Raw genomic sequence first — 15,280 nt, forward strand, 5'->3', positions numbered from 1 at the left:
CCTGGGCACCTACCCCCAGGTGTGTTGCTTCCGTTGAAGTAGGTGATCTTCCGTTCCTAGCATCGGCTGCGGACAGCCGAAACGAACGGAGAATCAGACATGGCCAAGCTGGTCATTTTCGGGGGAACCGGGTACGCCGGGAGCCGCATCGGCGCGGAGGCGCTGCGCCGCGGGCACGACGTCGTCGGGGTCGCGCGCCACGCGGGTTCGGTGCCCGAAGGCGTCGAAGCGGTGCAGGGCTCGCTGCACGACGAAGAGTTCGTCGCGCAGCTCGCCAAGGACGCCGACGTCATCGTGGTCGCCACCCCGGCCCGGGAGCTCGACGGCGAGAAGCTGATCGACGCCGTCCCGGCGCTGGCGCGGATCGCGAGCGAGTACGGGGCCCGGCTGTCGTTCGTCGGCGGGGCGGCCAGCCTGCACGTGGCCGAGGGCGGCCCGCGGCTGTTCGACACCCCGGAGTTTCCGGCCGAGTACAAGGAGGAGGCCGGCAACCACGCCGAGGTCCTCGGGCTGCTGCGCGAGCAGCCCGAGAACGTCGACTGGTTCTACGTCAGCCCGGCCGCCGAGTTCGGTGCCTGGACCCCCGGTGAGCGCCGTGGCGAGTTCCGGGTCGGTGGCGACGTCCTGCTGACCGACGAGAACGGCCGCTCGCACATCGGCGGCGACGACTTCGCGATCGCCTACGTCGACGAGATCGAGCAGCCGAAGCACCGCCGGGCCCGGTTCACCGTCGCTTACTAAAGTTCCCGGATCACCGGCGCGAAGGTTTCGAGGTACTGCTCGAACACCGTGAGGTACGAGAAGCCGTACCGCTCGCGCCGGTTTTCCAGCTGCCCGGCGATCTCCTCGACCGTGCCCAGCAGCAACTGGGGCGCGTCGAGGAGCTCCCGGGCGTCCGGGACGGCGCTGCGCTCGGTCTTCTCGTGCCACGCTTCGGCGGCGGCAAGACGGTCGCCGGTGATCTCGACGTGCTGGACCAGCATGTTGTGCTCGACATCGCGGCCGGTCTTCGCGCGGAAGTGGGCGACGCGCTCGTCCATCGCTTCGGCGTTGTCCAGCTTGAAGGTGCCCGGTGGCTTGCCGGGCTGCTGCCGCAGGCCGCCGAACCCGACGATGTCGGCGTGCTCCGCGGCCAGGTCCAGGACGCCGTCGCTGTTGCCCGCGATGAGCAGCCGCGGGTGCTCGATGCCCTCGTCCTCGAAGTGTTTCCGCAGGTAGCCGAGGCTCTCGCCGAGGTAGGCGATGCGCTCGGCGGCCTTCTGCCACGGCAGGCCGGCGGCGTCGAACTCGCTCTTCATGTGCCCGGCGCCGAGCCCGAGGTCGAGGCGGCCGTCGAGCAACGCGGCCGTCGAAGAGGCTTCGCGCGCGAAGAGGGCGAGGTTGTAGAAGGGCACATTGGACACCAGCGTGCCCAGCCGCGGCCGCTCGGTGACGGCGGCCGCCATGGCCAGCACCGGGAACGGCGCGAACCGGCCGGTGCCGAGGTGGTCGGGCACGGTGATGACGTCGTAGCCGAGCTCTTCGGCCCGGCGGCACTTGGCGATCCAGGCGTCCCGGCCGCCGGTTTCCCGGAGGCTGACGCCGAACTTGAACTTCCCCATGCCGGGGACGCTAGTGCCGGGAACCCCCGCCGGGCGCGGAGTTCGCGCCCGGCGGAAGGGAACCTCAGGCGTTGCCGTCGAAGAGGGACGTCACCGAGCCGTCTTCGAAGACCTGCTGGATGGCTTCGGCCAGCATCGGGGCGATCGACAGCACGGTCAGGCCCGGGAACCGCTTCTCCTCCGGGATCGGCAGCGAGTTCGTCACGATGACTTCGCGCGCCTTGCAGGAGGAGAGCCGCTGGGTGGCCGGGTCGGACAGGATCCCGTGCGTCGTCGCGATGACGACGTCGGCCGCGCCCTCTTCGATCAGGGCCTCGGTGGCCTTCACGATCGTGCCGCCGGTGTCGATCATGTCGTCGATCAGCACGCAGAGCTTGCCCTCGACCTTGCCGACCACGCGGTTGGCCACCGCCTGGTTGGGCTTGTCCGGGTCACGCGTCTTGTGGATGAACGCGATCGGGCGGTCGCCGAGCTGGGCGGCCCACTTCTCGGCCAGCCGCACGCGGCCCGAGTCCGGGGAGACGACCGTGATGTCCGCGTCGCCGTAGGTGGCCTTGATGTGGTCGGCCAGCACGGTCTGCGCCATCAGGTGGTCGACCGGGCCGTCGAAGAAGCCCTGGATCTGCGCGGTGTGCAGGTCGACGGTCATGATCCGGTCGGCGCCCGCGGTCTTGAACAGGTCCGCGATCAGCCGCGCGGAGATCGGCTCGCGGCCCTTGTGCTTCTTGTCCTGGCGCGCGTACGGGTAGAACGGCATCACCACGGTGATCCGCTTCGCGCTCGCCCGCTTGAGCGCGTCCACCATGATCAGCTGCTCCATCACGTACTCGTTGATGGGCGTGGTGTGCGCCTGGATGACGAAGGCGTCGGTCCCGCGGACGGACTCCTCGAACCGGACGAACAGCTCGCCGTTGGCGAACGTGTGCGCCGTCTGCGGGGTGATCGTCACGTTGAGGTGCTTGGCGACCTCTTCGGCGAGCTCCGTGTGCGCGCGGCCGGAGAAGAGCATCAGGTTCTTCTTCGGCGTCCCTTGCTTCGGACTCATGCTGGCGACTCCCCGTCGGTTCCTGCTGCTGCTGAATCGGCGTCGAGGGCGGCCTGGGCCGCCTCCGCCGCGGGCGTACCCGGCCGGCGCCGGATCGCCCAGCCTTCGATGTTGCGCTGGGGTGGCGCCGACACCGCGAGTGTGCCTGGCGGGACGTCTTCGCGGATCACGGCACCTGCACCACTGTAAGCGCCGTCACCGATGTGCACCGGGGCGACGAAGGTGTTGTCCGCGCCCAACCGGACATACGACCCGATAACGGTCCGGTGCTTGTTCACGCCGTCGTAGTTCACGAAGACGCTGGAACAGCCGATGTTGCTGTGCTCGCCGATCGTGGCGTCACCCACGTAGGTCAGGTGGGGCACCTTCGTCCCGGCGCCGATGTCGGCCGCCTTCGTCTCGACGAACGCGCCGAGCTTCGCCTTGACGCCGAGCTTCGTACCCGGCCGCAGGTAGGTGAACGGGCCGACGTTGACGCCGTCGCCGAGCTCCGAGTCCGAGCCGTGCACGCGGACGACCGAGGCGCCCGCGCCGATGGAGACGTTCGTCAGCGTGCTGTCCGGGCCGACCGTGCTGCCCTCGCCGACCGACGTCGTGCCCTTGAGCTGCACGCCGGGCTCGATGACGACGTCGCGGGCCAGCGTCACGCCAGCGTCGATCCAGGTCGTCGCCGGGTCGACGACGGTGACGCCCTCGCGCTGCCAGCGTTGCACGATCCGGCGGTTGAGCTCGGCGCCGAGCACCGACAGCTGCACGCGGTCGTTGACGCCCTCGGTCAGCCACGGGTCGTCGACGACCAGCGCGCCGACGTGCAGCCCGTCGCCGTTCGCGATGCCGAGCACGTCGGTGAGGTAGAGCTCGCCCTGTGCGTTGTCGGTCGAGAGGCGCGAGAGGCCGTCGCGCAGCACGGCCGCGTCGAAGGCGTAGACGCCCGAGTTGATCTCGGTGATCGCGGCCTGCTCCGGGGTGGCGTCCTTGTGCTCGACGATCCCGGTGACCTTGCCCGCGCTGTCGCGCACGATCCGGCCGTAGCCTGCCGGGTCGGCGACCACCGCGGTGAGCACGGTGACCGCGTTCTTCGCCTCGGTGTGCTCGTCGAGCAGCGCGGCCAGGGTGGTGGTGTCGAGCAGCGGGACGTCACCGTAGCTGACGATCACCGTGCCGGTGACGTCGGCGGGCAGCGTCGCGAGCGCGCAGGACACGGCGTGGCCGGTGCCCTTCTGCTGGTCCTGCACCGCGGTGCCGACCGGGCGGCCGAGGGCGGTGCCGAGCTGCGCGAGGTGTTCGCCGACCAGCTCGCGGCCGTGGCCGACGACCACGACGAGGTGTTCGGGGTTCAGGCCGGCGGCGGCCCGGACGGCGTGTTCGACCAGGGGCCGCCCGGCGATCGGGTGCAGCACCTTGGGCGTCGAGGAACGCATGCGGGTGCCTTCACCCGCGGCCAGGATCAACGTGCTCAGCGGGCCGGTCAACGGCGCTCCCAACGGTTACCAAAAGATGGCTTCTGTCGGGCACCGATCCTAACCGTGGTCTTCGGCGTCCCACGCGGGGTCGGTGGGCGGGGCCTCGCCCGCCCACGCGGCGGCCGGGTCCGCGGCCATCGAGTTCGCCGACGCCACCTGGTTGCCGCCGCCGCGTTTTGCCTGGTACATGGCCGCGTCCGCGCGCGCGAGGACCTGCTCGCCGCGTTCCTGCGGGCGCAGCGACACCAGCCCGATCGACAGCGTGACGCCGTGCGAAAGGTGGTGCGGCAGGTTGGAGACGGACTTCACGGCGCGGCCGAGCGCCATCTTCGCCGCGGACGCCGGCGTGCCCGGGAGCAGCACGATGAACTCGTCGCCGCCGTAGCGCGCCACCAGGTCGTCGCCGCGCAAGGCGTCACGAAGGGTGCTCGCCACGACACGCAGCACGTTGTCGCCTTCGGCGTGCGACTGCTTGTCGTTGACGCCCTTGAAGCCGTCGAGGTCGACCAGCGCGACCGCCAGCGGCTGCGCGTCGGCCGAGGAGGCGAGCTGGCGCAGCTTCTCGTCCAGCGCGCGCCGGTTCGGCAGGCCGGTGAGCGGGTCCTGCAGCGCCTGCTGGGTGATCGCGCCGTGCTCGGCGGACAGCCGTTCGTGCTCGCGGCGGGCGTTCAGCGTGGCGATCTGCGACTCGCGCAGGCTCCACATCTCCGACTCCAGCCGCCGCGCGTAGTCGATCAGCGACTCGCTCGCGCCCGAGGCGTAGTCCGGGGTCGTGTCGAGCCGGGCCAGTTCGCGGGCGATGTTCAGCCGCATCGACGGCTGCGAGGTGTCGTCCGAGATCGACTGGCGGGTCTCGCGCAGGACCGACAGCGCCTCGTCGCGGCGGCCCTCCTTGTCCAGGCAGCGCGCCAGCGCGATCGCCACGATCTCGCGGTCGTGCCCGAACGCGCGCTCGCCGTAGAGGTTCTGCAGCCGCTCGATGTGCTCGGCGCCCGGCTGGTTCAGCGCCGGGGCCGCGGCCAGGACGCCGACCTGGTCGATCGCCGCGATGTTCGCCTTGCGCGGGAACAGCGACTCGGCGAACGGGCCTTCGGCGGCCGCGCCCATCGACGCCGCGGTGCGGAACTTCTCCGCGCTTTCGTCGTACTCGTCGATGCGCTCCAGCCGCAGGCCCCAGCCGAGCAGCATCTTGATCCGGTTGATCAGCTGCAGGGCGATGTCGTGCGGGCTCGCGCTCTCGCGGATGGCCGCGGCGGCCCGGCCGATCACCTCCTCGGCCGCTTCGTAGACGCCGAGCTGGTTGAGCACCAGCCAGCAGTCGATCAGCGTGGAGGAGAGCAGCCGGTTCCAGTTGCGCAGCCCGACCTGGCGGTCCGGGATGGTCGAGTCGTCGAGGATGGCCAGCGCCCTGGCGATCTCGGTGAGCGCGGCGTCCTCCTGCGCGGCGATCACCAGCCGGCGCCCGCGCAGGGCGTGCGCGTCGGCGCGCAGCAGGGCGATGCCGTGGCGGCGGGTGTGCGCGAGCATCTCGTCGAGCCGGGGCTCGGCCTCCGCGGCCAGGCCCTTCGTGGCCAGCCGCGCCAGCGCCGACGAGCGCAGCAGCTGGGCCACCAGCAGGGGCTCGCCGCGCCGCTGGGTCTCGTCGAGCAGCTCGTCCATCATCGCGACGATCTCGAGCTGCTGGGTGTACTCGTGGCGCTGGACCGCGGCGTTGAGCTCCCGCGCGCGCCCGACGATCCAGGCGTCGGACATCTCGGCCAGCGCGGGCCGCCTGGCCGTCACCGGGTCGGTCGCCTCGTCGGTCAGCGCCAACCTCCCGGTGTCGTGGGTTTCCGGTCCTTACTGCTGCTCCGCCGCCAGGATTCGAACCTGAACTGTCAGAACCAAAATCTGAAGTGCTGCCGATTACACTACGGCGGATCGATCCTGGTCAGGATAGCGACGATCGGGTGTCGTCCGCGCGGGGGATGCGTTAGACGCGTCACGGGCGGGTAACCGATCTCCGGGACGGTGTGTGTGTTCGGGCACTCCCCAGCCGCCCGAACCTCCTGTACCGTAACTTACGGCATCGTAGGTTAGGGCGCCCTTGGTAGCAGGCGTGCCCGTGTAGGAAGAAGTGAAGCGTATGACGGCCACGCTCGACCGCTCTCAGCCCACCGGGGAGCCGGAGGCCCCCAAGGGGCCCAAACCTGTCATCGACGGCAAGCGCGGCATCGGCGTGCAGCTGTCGGTCTACTTCGGCGTGATCGCCCCGCTGGTGGCCCTGCTGGTCGCGGTGCCGTTCGCGTGGGGCTGGGGGCTGAGCTGGGTCGACGTCGCCATCTTCGTGGTGTTCTACGCCATCAGCGGGCTCGGCATCACGGTGTCGTACCACCGCTACTTCACGCACGGCTCGTTCAAGGCCAAGCAGTGGCTGCGCGTGTTCATGGCCATCGCGGGCAGCATCGCCCTGCAGGGCCCGGTGATCACCTGGGTCGCCGACCACCGCCGCCACCACGCGTTCTCCGACCGCGACGGCGACCCGCACTCGCCGTGGGCGTTCGGCACCTCGCCGTGGGCCATCGCCAAGGGCTTCTGGCACGCCCACATGGGCTGGCTGTTCGAGCGCGACCAGACCAACGCCGAGCGCTTCGCGCCGGACCTGGTGAAGGACCCGGCGATCAAGAAGGTCGACGACCTGTTCTGGCTGTGGGCTCTGGTCAGCCTGGTGCTGCCGGCCATCCTGGGCGGGCTCATCTCGTGGTCGCTGTGGGGCGCGGTGACGGCGTTCTTCTGGGCCGGGCTGGTCCGCATCTGCGTGCTGCACCACGTGACCTGGTCGGTCAACTCGATCTGCCACATGATCGGGGAGCGCCCGTTCGCCGCCCGCGACAAGTCGGCCAACTTCTGGCCGCTGGCGATCTTCTCCTTCGGCGAGTCGTGGCACAACCTGCACCACGCCGACCCGACGTCCGCGCGCCACGGCGTCAAGCGCGGTCAGATCGACATCTCCGCGCGGCTGATCTGGATCTTCGAGAAGTTCGGCTGGGTGCACGACGTCCGCTGGCCGACGCCGCAGCGCCTGGCCCGTATCGCGACGGAAAAAGCCTAGTCTGAGGCTTATTCTGGTTAGGCCGCCGCCGCCCGCCCGCACAGCCTCTGGTCAGGGCAAAGGCCGTGCGGCGGCCGACGGCAGAATAAGCCTCACTGTAGGCTGCCCCGATGGCGGGGAGACGACGTTCGAAGCGTGAGCAGCAGGTCACCGGGGCCCGTCCGGCCGCCCCGGTGACCCGGGTCCGGATGACCGGGACCGAGCGGCGCCAGCAGTTGCTGAACGTGGCTCGGGCCCTGTTCGCCGAGAAGGGCTTCGACGGCACGTCGATCGAGGAGATCGCCCACCGCGCCAACGTGTCCAAACCGGTGGTGTACGAGCACTTCGGCGGCAAAGAAGGCATCTACGCGGTGGTCGTGGACCGCGAAACCCAGCTCCTGCTCGACCGGATGGTTTCGACCCTCCACGGCGGCCACCCGCGCGCGATGCTGGAGCAGGCGGCGACGGCCCTGCTGTCCTACGTGGAGGATTCCCACGACGGGTTCCGCATCCTGGTCCGCGACTCCCCGGTGGCCAGTTCGACGGGGACGTTTTCCACGGTTCTGAACGACATCGCGAGCCAGGTCGAGCACATCCTGGCCCAGCAGTTCGCGGCCCGCGGCTACGACGAGAAGCTGGCCGCGCTGTACGCGCAGGCACTGGTGGGCATGGTGGCGCTGACCGGCCAGTGGTGGCTGGACGCGCGCAAGCCCAAGCGCGACGAGGTCGCGGCGCACCTGGTCAACCTGGCGTGGAACGGCTTGTCGCACCTGGAGCACAAGCCGAAGCTCCGGCTGGGGTAAACGGCTGGACGGCTCTGCGACAGTGGTGGGTATGGCCGAGTTCGCGAAGCTGCGGCACATGCAGAGCCTGGCGCAGCGCATCACCGCCACCCACCCGGAGCTGGTCAACGCCGACGCGTCGTACGGCGAGCTGGCCTGGAACTGGGGCCGCACGGGCGGCGAGGGCGAGCACCGGCTGTGGTTCTCCGGCGGTGAGCCGGTCGCGTGGGGCTGGGCCGAGCTGCCGCGCCGGGTCCACCGGAACGACGGCTCGGTCCGGGACATCGAGAACGCTTACCTGGCCTACCAGGTGCACCCGGCCCACGCGGAGCTGCTCGACGAGGTGATCGCCTGGTACGCGGAGACGGCACCCGGCGTCACACGCACGCTGCTCCCGGCGGCGGCGGATTCCTTTGCTTTGCAGCGCTGGGCCGCGCACGGCTACGAGCCCGACGCGCCCGATGCGTGGTCGCAGCTCAACTCGCGTGAACTGGATGAGCTGGAGGAACCTTCGCTGCCGGAGGGGTTCTCCGTCCGCACCGCGGCGGAGGTCGCGGTGGCGGCCGTGGTCCAGGCGCACGTGGACGCCTGGACGCCGACGTCGTACACGGTGGCGTCGTACGAGAGCCTGCGGCGCGCCCCGGGCTACCGCGCCGACCTGCACGTCCTGGTGGAGGCGCCGGACGGGACGATGGCGTGCTCGACGATCATGTGGCTCGACGAGGTGAACGAGACGGTCAAGTTCGAGCCGGTCGGCACGCACCCGGGCTACCGGCGCAAAGGGCTGGCCCGGGCAATGCTGCTGCACGGGATGAAGCTGGCGACCGAGGCGGGCGCCCGGCACGCGACGGTCGTGTGCATGGGCGAGGCGGCGCCGGCGCGGGAGTTGTACTACGGAGTGGGGTTCCGGGCGTTTTCGCGGGACGCGCCGCTCATCGCAACTGCCCGGCCTGGTGCAGGTGGTCGAAGATGAGCTGGTCCACCGCGGAAACCCGCCCGCGGTCGGCGTAGCCGAGCCACGCGATCTCTTCGATCTCGCTGCTCGCCTTCAGAGTGCCGCGGTAGCCGGCGGTGTAGCAGGTCATCCGGACCAGCGTGCCCGCGGCGTGGCCGTCCGCCTGGGCTTCGAACGTCCCCGCGGCGGCGACCGATTCCGGCACGATCGCCACGTCGAGTTCCTCGCGGATTTCGCGGACCAGCGTGTCCCGGTCGGTTTCGCCGGGCTCGCGCTTGCCTCCGGGAAGGTAGTACACGTCCTTGCCGCGCGAGCGCGTGCTGAGGATCCGGCCGTCCACCAGGTGGATCCAGGCGATCTTGTCGATCACCGCAGCAGGCCGGTTTCGTGCAGGTGGTCGAAGATCTGCTGTGCCACCAGGGAAACCCGCGGCCGGTCCGCGTAGGTGAGCCATGCGATCTCTTCGATCTCCGCGCACGCCTGGGGTGTCCCGCGGTACTCGGCCGAGTATGCCGTGGTGCGGACGATCGTGCCCTCGGTGTGGCCGTGTGCTTGGCCCTCGAATGTGCCGGCCGGCGCGATCGACTCGAGCGAGATCTCCACCCCGAGTTCTTCGCGGATTTCGCGGACCAGCGTTTCGGCGTCGGTTTCGCCGGGCTCGCGTTTGCCGCCCGGGAGGTAGAACTTGTCCTTGCCGCGCGAGCGCGTGCTGAGGATCCGGCCGTCCACCAGGTGGATCCAGGCGATCTTGTCGATCACGCCAGTGCCGCCACGGCCTCGTCGGTCGTCAGGACCGTGCCCAGCCTCGGGAAGATCTTCGTGATCGCGTTCTCGTGGGAGAGGTCGGAAAGCGCTGTCATCGCGTCCGACACCGCGATCGTGTCGTAGCCGTGGTCCGAGGCCGCGCGCAGTGTCGACTCGACGCCGAACTCCGTGGCGATGCCGCCGAAGACGACCGTGCGGACGCCCGCGCCGCGCAGGAACTCGTCGAGGTCCGTGCCCGCGAAGCCGCCGATCGTGTACTTCGTGACCACCTTGTCTTCACCGGTGTCGAAGACCAGTTCGCTGCCCGGCGGGTTGTCCGCGCGCGACACCTTGACGATCACCACCGGCGCTCCGGCCTCGTGGAACGCCTTCCGCAGCCGCAGGGCCTTCTCGACGACCTCTTCGCCGCGGTACGGCGTCGTGGGCAGGGCCACGATCCGCTGCTGCAGGTCGATCAGCACGAGCGCGGAGGTGGCCGGGTCGATCTTGCTCATGCCCCGATCCTAGGCACTAGGGTCGAGCGCATGGGGAACAACAGGGAAATCGTGGTGACGGGCGGCGGCACGGGCATCGGCTACGCCGTGGCGGCGGCCTTCGCGCAGGCTGGCGAGCGCGTCACGATCACCGGGCGCCGGGAAAAAGTGCTCACCGAAGCCGCGGCGCTCGCCGGTGCGCGGCCCGTCGTCTTCGACGCTGCCGATCCGGCCGCCGTCGAAGCCGCTCTGGACGAGCTGCCGGACCGCGTTGACGTCCTGGTCAACAACGCCGGCGGCAACACGGACTTCCTCGACGGCGACGAAAGCGGCCTGGCCGGCTTCGCGGCCGCGTTCGAGCGGAACCTGAAGTCCAATGTGGTCAGTGCGGCGCTGGTGACCCACGCGCTGCGCGACCGCCTCGCCGACGGCGCGCGGATCATCACCATCGGCTCGATCGCCGCGCACACCGGCGCCGGGTCGTACGGCGCCGCGAAGGCTGCGGTCGAAGGCTGGAACGTCAGCGTGGCCCGGGAGTTCGGGCCGCGCGGGATCACCGCGAACGTCGTCGCGCCGGGGCTGATCGGGGAGACCGAGTTCTTCCACGGGCAGCTCAGCGACTCGCGCCGCGAGTGGCTGATCGGCAACACGATGAACAAGCGTCCCGGCACACCGGAAGACGTCGTCGCCGTCGTGACGTTCTTGGCGAGCCCCGCCGCGGGGCACGTCACCGGGCAGGTCGTGCACGTCAACGGTGGGGCTCACCTGGGCAAATAGGACCGGAGCATCGGCCGATCGGCCGATGCGCGCGCCGGTTGTCCGCCGGACGGCCGGAACACCCTGGCTCATCGGGCGATACCCGCGGCGCACCTCCGCCATAGCTTCGGATCCCTCACCGATCCGGCGGAGGTGCACCGTGCTCGCACGACTGAACAACCCGAAACTGCTCGTCGGGACGGCCGTGGTCATCGTGGTCGCCGGCCTGCTGATCGCGTTCGCCGTCAACAGCGGCTCCGCGGGCGACCGCTGGCAGGCCCGGTGCGCTTCGCCGCCGTCGGCTCCCGCGGGCAGGCAGGCGAACCTCGTGGCCGAAGCGCGGAAAGCGCTGCTGGACACGGGCAACGAACCCCGGGTCGGGATCGAAATCGTCGACCTGGACGCGTGCGCCATCGAGACGCGCTGGAAGGCCGACCAGCCGCAGCCCGCCGCGTCCGTGGTCAAGCTGCTCATCGCCCTCGACCTGATCGACCGCTCCGGAGTGCCGACGGGCAGCGAAGCGACGGCCGTCCGCACCATGCTCGCCGCCAGCGACGACCACGTCGCCAGCCGCCTGTGGCAGCAGAACGGCGGCCCGGAAATCGTCCGGCGGCAGGTCGCGAAGCTGGGGCTCACGCACACCACGCCTCCGGCCGACGCGGGCCAGTGGGGCTCCACCCGGATGTCGCCCACCGACGTCGTCGCGGTCTACCGGTACCTCACCGCGAAACTGCCCGAAGCAGAACGCGGGTTCCTCACCGAAGCGATGGAGAACGCCCCGCGCACCGCCGTCGACGGGTTCGACCAGCACTTCGGGATCCCGCACGCGTTCCCGGGCACGGCGTGGGCGGTGAAGCAGGGCTGGGGCAGCTCCGAGGGCCGGCGGGTGCTCAACACCACCGGCCTGGTCCGGACCACGTCCCGGACCTACGCCATCGCCGTGATGGCGTCCTGGAACGACGCCATCGACTGGCCTGCCGCGACGTCGGCGGTGACCACCGCGCTCGGTGCGCTCAAGGGTTCCCTCGGCGCCGGCAAGGCCTGATGGATGCCGGTCCCCGGGTCGCCAGGTCGGCGATGGCGCCCGGGGACCGGCGCGGTGCTGCCGCGGGAACGCACTCTTCGGACCGCGTCCAACACGCGTCGGGGGCGGGCGGAAGCTCTGGTACACACCATGTTCCGCGAACCGCCACCCCGTGCGGAAGTGCCCACGGCACGCCGTTGCCGTGCCTTTCTCATGGTCCGGCGGGCGTGACCTTCAGCAGCTTGTCGTCCGAGCCGTCCGAGGTGGTCACGTACAGCGCGCCGTCCGGGCCGCTGCGGACCGCGCGCAGCCTGCCGAACTTGTCGTCGAACTCCGGGGGCAGCGTGACGTCGAGGACCTTCCCCGCCGGGTCCAGGTGGTACAGCAGCAGTTTCTGGCCCTTGAGCGCGACCACGACCAGTGCCCCGTCGTTCTTCCCCCACCGGTCACCGGTCAGGAAGGCGTCGCCGCTGATCGCCTCGGTCGTCTTCCCGGACGTCCACAGTGGACTCACCGCGTCCGGGAAGCGCTGGAGGTCGGTCATCGGCACGCTCTCGTCGTAGTCCGGCTCGGTGCCGCCCTTCGACGGGTCCCAGCCGTAGTTCGCGCCCGGCTTCAGCAGGTTCACCTCGTCGTCGAACGACGGCCCGTGCTCGGCGGTGATCACCTGGCCGCTGCCCGGCCGGATCGCCACGCCCTGGACGTTGCGGTGGCCGTAGGTGTAGATCAGCCGTTCGCGCGGGTCGCTCGAGCCGATGAACGGATTGTCCGGCAACGGTTCCCCGGTCTTCGCGTCCAGCCGCAGCACCTTGCCGCCGAGGGAGTGGCGGTCCTGCGCGATCGACGCCCGCGCTGTGTCACCCGTGCCGACGAGCAGCGCGCCGTCCGGGGCGAACGTCGGGCGGCAGCCGGAGTGCCGCCCGCTCGGGTTCACCGGCAGCCCGGTGAGCAGGTTCTTCACCTTCGACGCGCTCGCGCCGTCGGCGGCCAGCTTCCAGGTGACCAGCCGGATGTCGACGGCCTTGCCGCCTTCCTGGTGGTCCTGGCAGGTGATGAACTCGCGGCTGGTGGCGAAGTCCGGGCTGACGACCATGCCGAGCAGGCCGCCTTCACCCTTGACCATGACGTCGGAGAAGTCGGCGCGCACCTCGGTGGCCTGGCCGTTGCGGACCAGCGCGAGCTTCCCGGGCCGCTGCGGCACGAGGATGCCGCCGTCGGGCAGGAAGCCGACGTCCCAGCCGTGCTCCAGCCCGGCGGTCACGGTCTCGACCTTGAACGCCCCGCCGGCGGCGGCCGGCGAGGAGGCGGGCGGCACGCTCTGCACGGGCTCGCTCGCCGCCCCCGAACAGCCCAGGACCAGCAGGGACACCGCACCGATGAGACCCAGCGAACGCCGCATACGACTCATCTTCCCAGCAACCGGTGAAATCGCCGTTCGACGCCGAGCGCGTCACCCGGCGGAGTCCTGCCGAAGCGCTCACGAACCCGGCCGCACCAGCCCGGACTCATAGGCGAAGACCACGGCGTGCACCCGGTCCCGCAGGCCCAGCTTGCCGAGCACCCGCCCGACGTGCGTCTTCACCGTCGTCTCGCCGATGTACAGCTTCCCGGCGATTTCGGTGTTCGACAGCCCGCGCGCGACGAGGCCCAGGACGTCCTTCTCCCGTTCGGTCAGCACCCCGAGCTTCGCGATGTCGACCGGATCGCGGTCGTCGGCGAGGTACCGGTCGAGCAGCCGCCGCGTGACCGAGGGGGAGACCATGGCGTCGCCGCGCAGCACGCCGCGGATCGCGACCAGCATCTCCTCGGCCGGTGCGTCCTTGACGAGGAACCCGCTCGCCCCGCCGCGAAGGGCGGCGTAGGCGTATTCGTCGAGGTCGAAGGTGGTGATGACGAGGACGCGCACGTCGGGGAGCTCGGCGCAGATCCGCGCGGTCGCGGCGACGCCGTCGAGGACCGGCATCCGCACGTCCATCAGGACGAGGTCGGGCCGGAGCTCCCGGGCCAGGGTGACGGCCTCTTCGCCGTTGGCGGCCTCGCCGACGACGGCGAAGAGGCCGTCCTGGCTTTCGACGATCATGCGCAGGCCGACGCGGACGAGCTGCTGGTCGTCGCAGAGCAGGATCCGGGTGGTCACGGGGTCACCACCAGGCTGGCGCGCACCCGGTACCCGCCGTCCGGCAGCGGCCCGGTCGTCAGCTCGCCGTGGTACATCTCGACCCGCTGGCGCATCCCGGCCAGCCCCCGACCCGAGGACGGCAGCGCCGCCGCCGGTGGCGCGTGGCCGCCCGTGTTCGTCACCTCGATCCGCACCTCGGGCGGCTCGAAAGCGACGCCGACGTGAGCGGTGGCGTCGGCAGGAGCGTGTTTGATCATGTTGGTCAGTGCCTCCTGGACTATCCGGTACGCCTGCAGCGCCGCGCTCGCGGGCAGCTCGCCCGGGTCGCCGGTCACGTCGAGGGTGACCTCGCGGCCGGACTGCCCGACCAGCTCCCGCAGCTCGGCGAGCGTCGGCTGGGGGCTTCGAGCCGCGCGGCCGGCGTGCAGGACCTCGAGGAGCCGGCGGAGCTCGGCCAGCGCGTCCCGTCCCGTGTGGACGATCGTGTCCAGCGTGCGGTCGACCGCCGCCGGGTCGCGGTGGCGGGCCAGCTTGGCCCCTTCGGCGTTCAGCACGATCACGCTGATGCTGTGCGCCAGGACGTCGTGCAGCTCGCGGGCGATCCGCGTGCGCTCCTCCGCGACCGCCGCGCGGGTCTGGGCGTCGTCACGCTTCTTCTCCTCGGCGGCGAGTTCCTCCTGCTTGCGGAAGAACTCGCCGAGCGCCCACGCCGCGATGTGCAGCGGCAGGATGCCGACCAGGGCCAAGGTCGGGTTCGCCGTCTCCGGCGCGTAGAGGACGTACCACTGCGTGCCGAGCACGGCGATCGCCACCGCGATCACCGCGGCGAACCCCCGGTCCCGCCGTTTCACCAGGTTGAACAGCACCACCGCCATCGCCAGCTCGGTGCGGCCGCGGTCGTAGGCCCAGATCTCGTTGAAGTACACCACCGCCGCGCCGGCGATGGTCAGCACCGCGACCGTGCGCGGGTACCGGCGGCGCACCAGCAGCGGGAGCAGGAACAGCAGCGGGATCGCCCGCGCGATCCACGGCTCCGGGCCCGTCCAGCTCGGCGCGAGGAAGACGAAGACGCCGTACAGCGGCAGGTCCACCGTCCACCGGTGCCGGCGCACCCACACGACGAGACGCTCCATGGCGTCGAACGTAGCGCCGGGAACGGCTCGGGTCGTCATCCCCGCGGTCCGATCGGAGTCCTCCCGGGGGAGGACCAAGCCGATCGACGCAACG

Annotated in this window: 16 protein-coding genes and 1 tRNA gene; 6 read left to right on the top strand and 11 right to left on the bottom strand. The window is 70.7% G+C overall.

Annotated elements, in window-relative coordinates; genetic code table 11:
• Window positions 1–99 precede the first annotated feature (99 nt).
• The gene (locus HUT10_RS33260; protein ID WP_176174804.1) at window positions 100–741 is read left to right on the top strand and encodes an NAD(P)-dependent oxidoreductase; all 642 of its coding nucleotides are present in this window, start codon (window positions 100–102) and stop codon (window positions 739–741) included.
• Here HUT10_RS33260 and HUT10_RS33265 read toward each other — a convergent pair.
• The 5 genes from HUT10_RS33265 to HUT10_RS33285 all read right to left on the bottom strand — a co-directional run bounded on the left by HUT10_RS33265 (window position 738) and on the right by HUT10_RS33285 (window position 6,029).
• Window positions 738–1,601, bottom strand: a complete 864-nt coding sequence (locus HUT10_RS33265; protein WP_176174805.1) for a TIGR03621 family F420-dependent LLM class oxidoreductase — start codon at window positions 1,599–1,601, stop codon at window positions 738–740. The genes HUT10_RS33260 and HUT10_RS33265 overlap by 4 nt on opposite strands.
• A 64-nt stretch (window positions 1,602–1,665) precedes the next feature.
• Window positions 1,666–2,646, bottom strand: a complete 981-nt coding sequence (locus tag HUT10_RS33270; protein WP_176174806.1) for a ribose-phosphate diphosphokinase — start codon at window positions 2,644–2,646, stop codon at window positions 1,666–1,668.
• The gene (gene glmU / locus HUT10_RS33275; RefSeq protein WP_176174807.1) at window positions 2,643–4,118 is read right to left on the bottom strand and encodes a bifunctional UDP-N-acetylglucosamine diphosphorylase/glucosamine-1-phosphate N-acetyltransferase GlmU; all 1,476 of its coding nucleotides are present in this window, start codon (window positions 4,116–4,118) and stop codon (window positions 2,643–2,645) included. Before glmU ends, HUT10_RS33270 begins: the two co-directional genes overlap by 4 nt.
• Before the next feature lie 48 nt (window positions 4,119–4,166).
• Window positions 4,167–5,921: a diguanylate cyclase gene (locus tag HUT10_RS33280; RefSeq protein ID WP_176174808.1), complete on the bottom strand. Its 1,755-nt coding sequence runs from the start codon at window positions 5,919–5,921 to the stop codon at window positions 4,167–4,169.
• A gap of 36 nt (window positions 5,922–5,957) precedes the next feature.
• Window positions 5,958–6,029 (bottom strand) — tRNA-Gln (locus HUT10_RS33285).
• A gap of 205 nt (window positions 6,030–6,234) precedes the next feature.
• Between HUT10_RS33285 and HUT10_RS33290 the strand changes: the two genes are divergently transcribed.
• From HUT10_RS33290 to HUT10_RS33300, 3 genes are all read left to right on the top strand, one after another.
• Window positions 6,235–7,200: an acyl-CoA desaturase gene (locus tag HUT10_RS33290; RefSeq protein ID WP_176174809.1), complete on the top strand. Its 966-nt coding sequence runs from the start codon at window positions 6,235–6,237 to the stop codon at window positions 7,198–7,200.
• Window positions 7,201–7,388: 188 nt separating this feature from the next.
• Window positions 7,389–7,982 carry a TetR/AcrR family transcriptional regulator gene (locus HUT10_RS33295; protein ID WP_003062116.1) on the top strand — a complete coding sequence of 198 codons (594 nt, stop codon included), beginning with the start codon at window positions 7,389–7,391 and terminating at the stop codon, window positions 7,980–7,982.
• A gap of 31 nt (window positions 7,983–8,013) precedes the next feature.
• The gene (locus tag HUT10_RS33300; protein ID WP_176174810.1) at window positions 8,014–8,934 is read left to right on the top strand and encodes a GNAT family N-acetyltransferase; all 921 of its coding nucleotides are present in this window, start codon (window positions 8,014–8,016) and stop codon (window positions 8,932–8,934) included.
• Here HUT10_RS33300 and HUT10_RS33305 read toward each other — a convergent pair.
• From HUT10_RS33305 to HUT10_RS33315, 3 genes are read right to left on the bottom strand one after another with little or no spacing between them, the layout of a single operon-like run.
• Window positions 8,894–9,286, bottom strand: a complete 393-nt coding sequence (locus HUT10_RS33305; protein WP_254897124.1) for an NUDIX domain-containing protein — start codon at window positions 9,284–9,286, stop codon at window positions 8,894–8,896. The genes HUT10_RS33300 and HUT10_RS33305 overlap by 41 nt on opposite strands.
• Complete coding sequence (locus HUT10_RS33310; RefSeq protein ID WP_176174812.1) at window positions 9,283–9,675, bottom strand: NUDIX domain-containing protein; 393 nt, start codon at window positions 9,673–9,675, stop codon at window positions 9,283–9,285. Before HUT10_RS33310 ends, HUT10_RS33305 begins: the two co-directional genes overlap by 4 nt.
• A complete protein-coding gene (locus tag HUT10_RS33315) occupies window positions 9,672–10,175 on the bottom strand; it encodes an isochorismatase family protein (protein ID WP_176174813.1) in 504 nt (167 codons plus the stop codon). The genes HUT10_RS33310 and HUT10_RS33315 overlap by 4 nt, the downstream gene beginning before the upstream one ends.
• Window positions 10,176–10,205: 30 nt before the next feature.
• Between HUT10_RS33315 and HUT10_RS33320 the strand changes: the two genes are divergently transcribed.
• On the top strand, window positions 10,206–10,931 hold the full coding sequence (locus HUT10_RS33320) for an SDR family NAD(P)-dependent oxidoreductase (protein WP_176174814.1): 726 nt from the start codon (window positions 10,206–10,208) through the stop codon (window positions 10,929–10,931).
• A gap of 139 nt (window positions 10,932–11,070) precedes the next feature.
• On the top strand, window positions 11,071–11,955 hold the full coding sequence (locus HUT10_RS33325; RefSeq protein ID WP_176174815.1) for a hypothetical protein: 885 nt from the start codon (window positions 11,071–11,073) through the stop codon (window positions 11,953–11,955).
• A 190-nt stretch (window positions 11,956–12,145) separates the two neighbouring features.
• Here the strand turns inward: HUT10_RS33325 and HUT10_RS33330 are convergent, their stop codons facing one another.
• From HUT10_RS33330 to HUT10_RS33340, 3 genes are all read right to left on the bottom strand, one after another.
• Entirely contained in the window at window positions 12,146–13,333 is a 1,188-nt protein-coding gene (locus HUT10_RS33330; protein ID WP_176174816.1) for a sorbosone dehydrogenase family protein, read from the bottom strand.
• Window positions 13,334–13,411: 78 nt separating this feature from the next.
• On the bottom strand, window positions 13,412–14,071 hold the full coding sequence (locus tag HUT10_RS33335) for a response regulator transcription factor (RefSeq protein ID WP_176174817.1): 660 nt from the start codon (window positions 14,069–14,071) through the stop codon (window positions 13,412–13,414).
• The gene (locus tag HUT10_RS33340; RefSeq protein WP_176174818.1) at window positions 14,068–15,186 is read right to left on the bottom strand and encodes a sensor histidine kinase; all 1,119 of its coding nucleotides are present in this window, start codon (window positions 15,184–15,186) and stop codon (window positions 14,068–14,070) included. The genes HUT10_RS33335 and HUT10_RS33340 overlap by 4 nt, the downstream gene beginning before the upstream one ends.
• Between the last annotated feature and the right edge of the window lie 94 nt (window positions 15,187–15,280).

Source organism: Amycolatopsis sp. Hca4 (genome assembly GCF_013364075.1).
In the GTDB taxonomy this organism is placed as follows: domain Bacteria; phylum Actinomycetota; class Actinomycetes; order Mycobacteriales; family Pseudonocardiaceae; genus Amycolatopsis.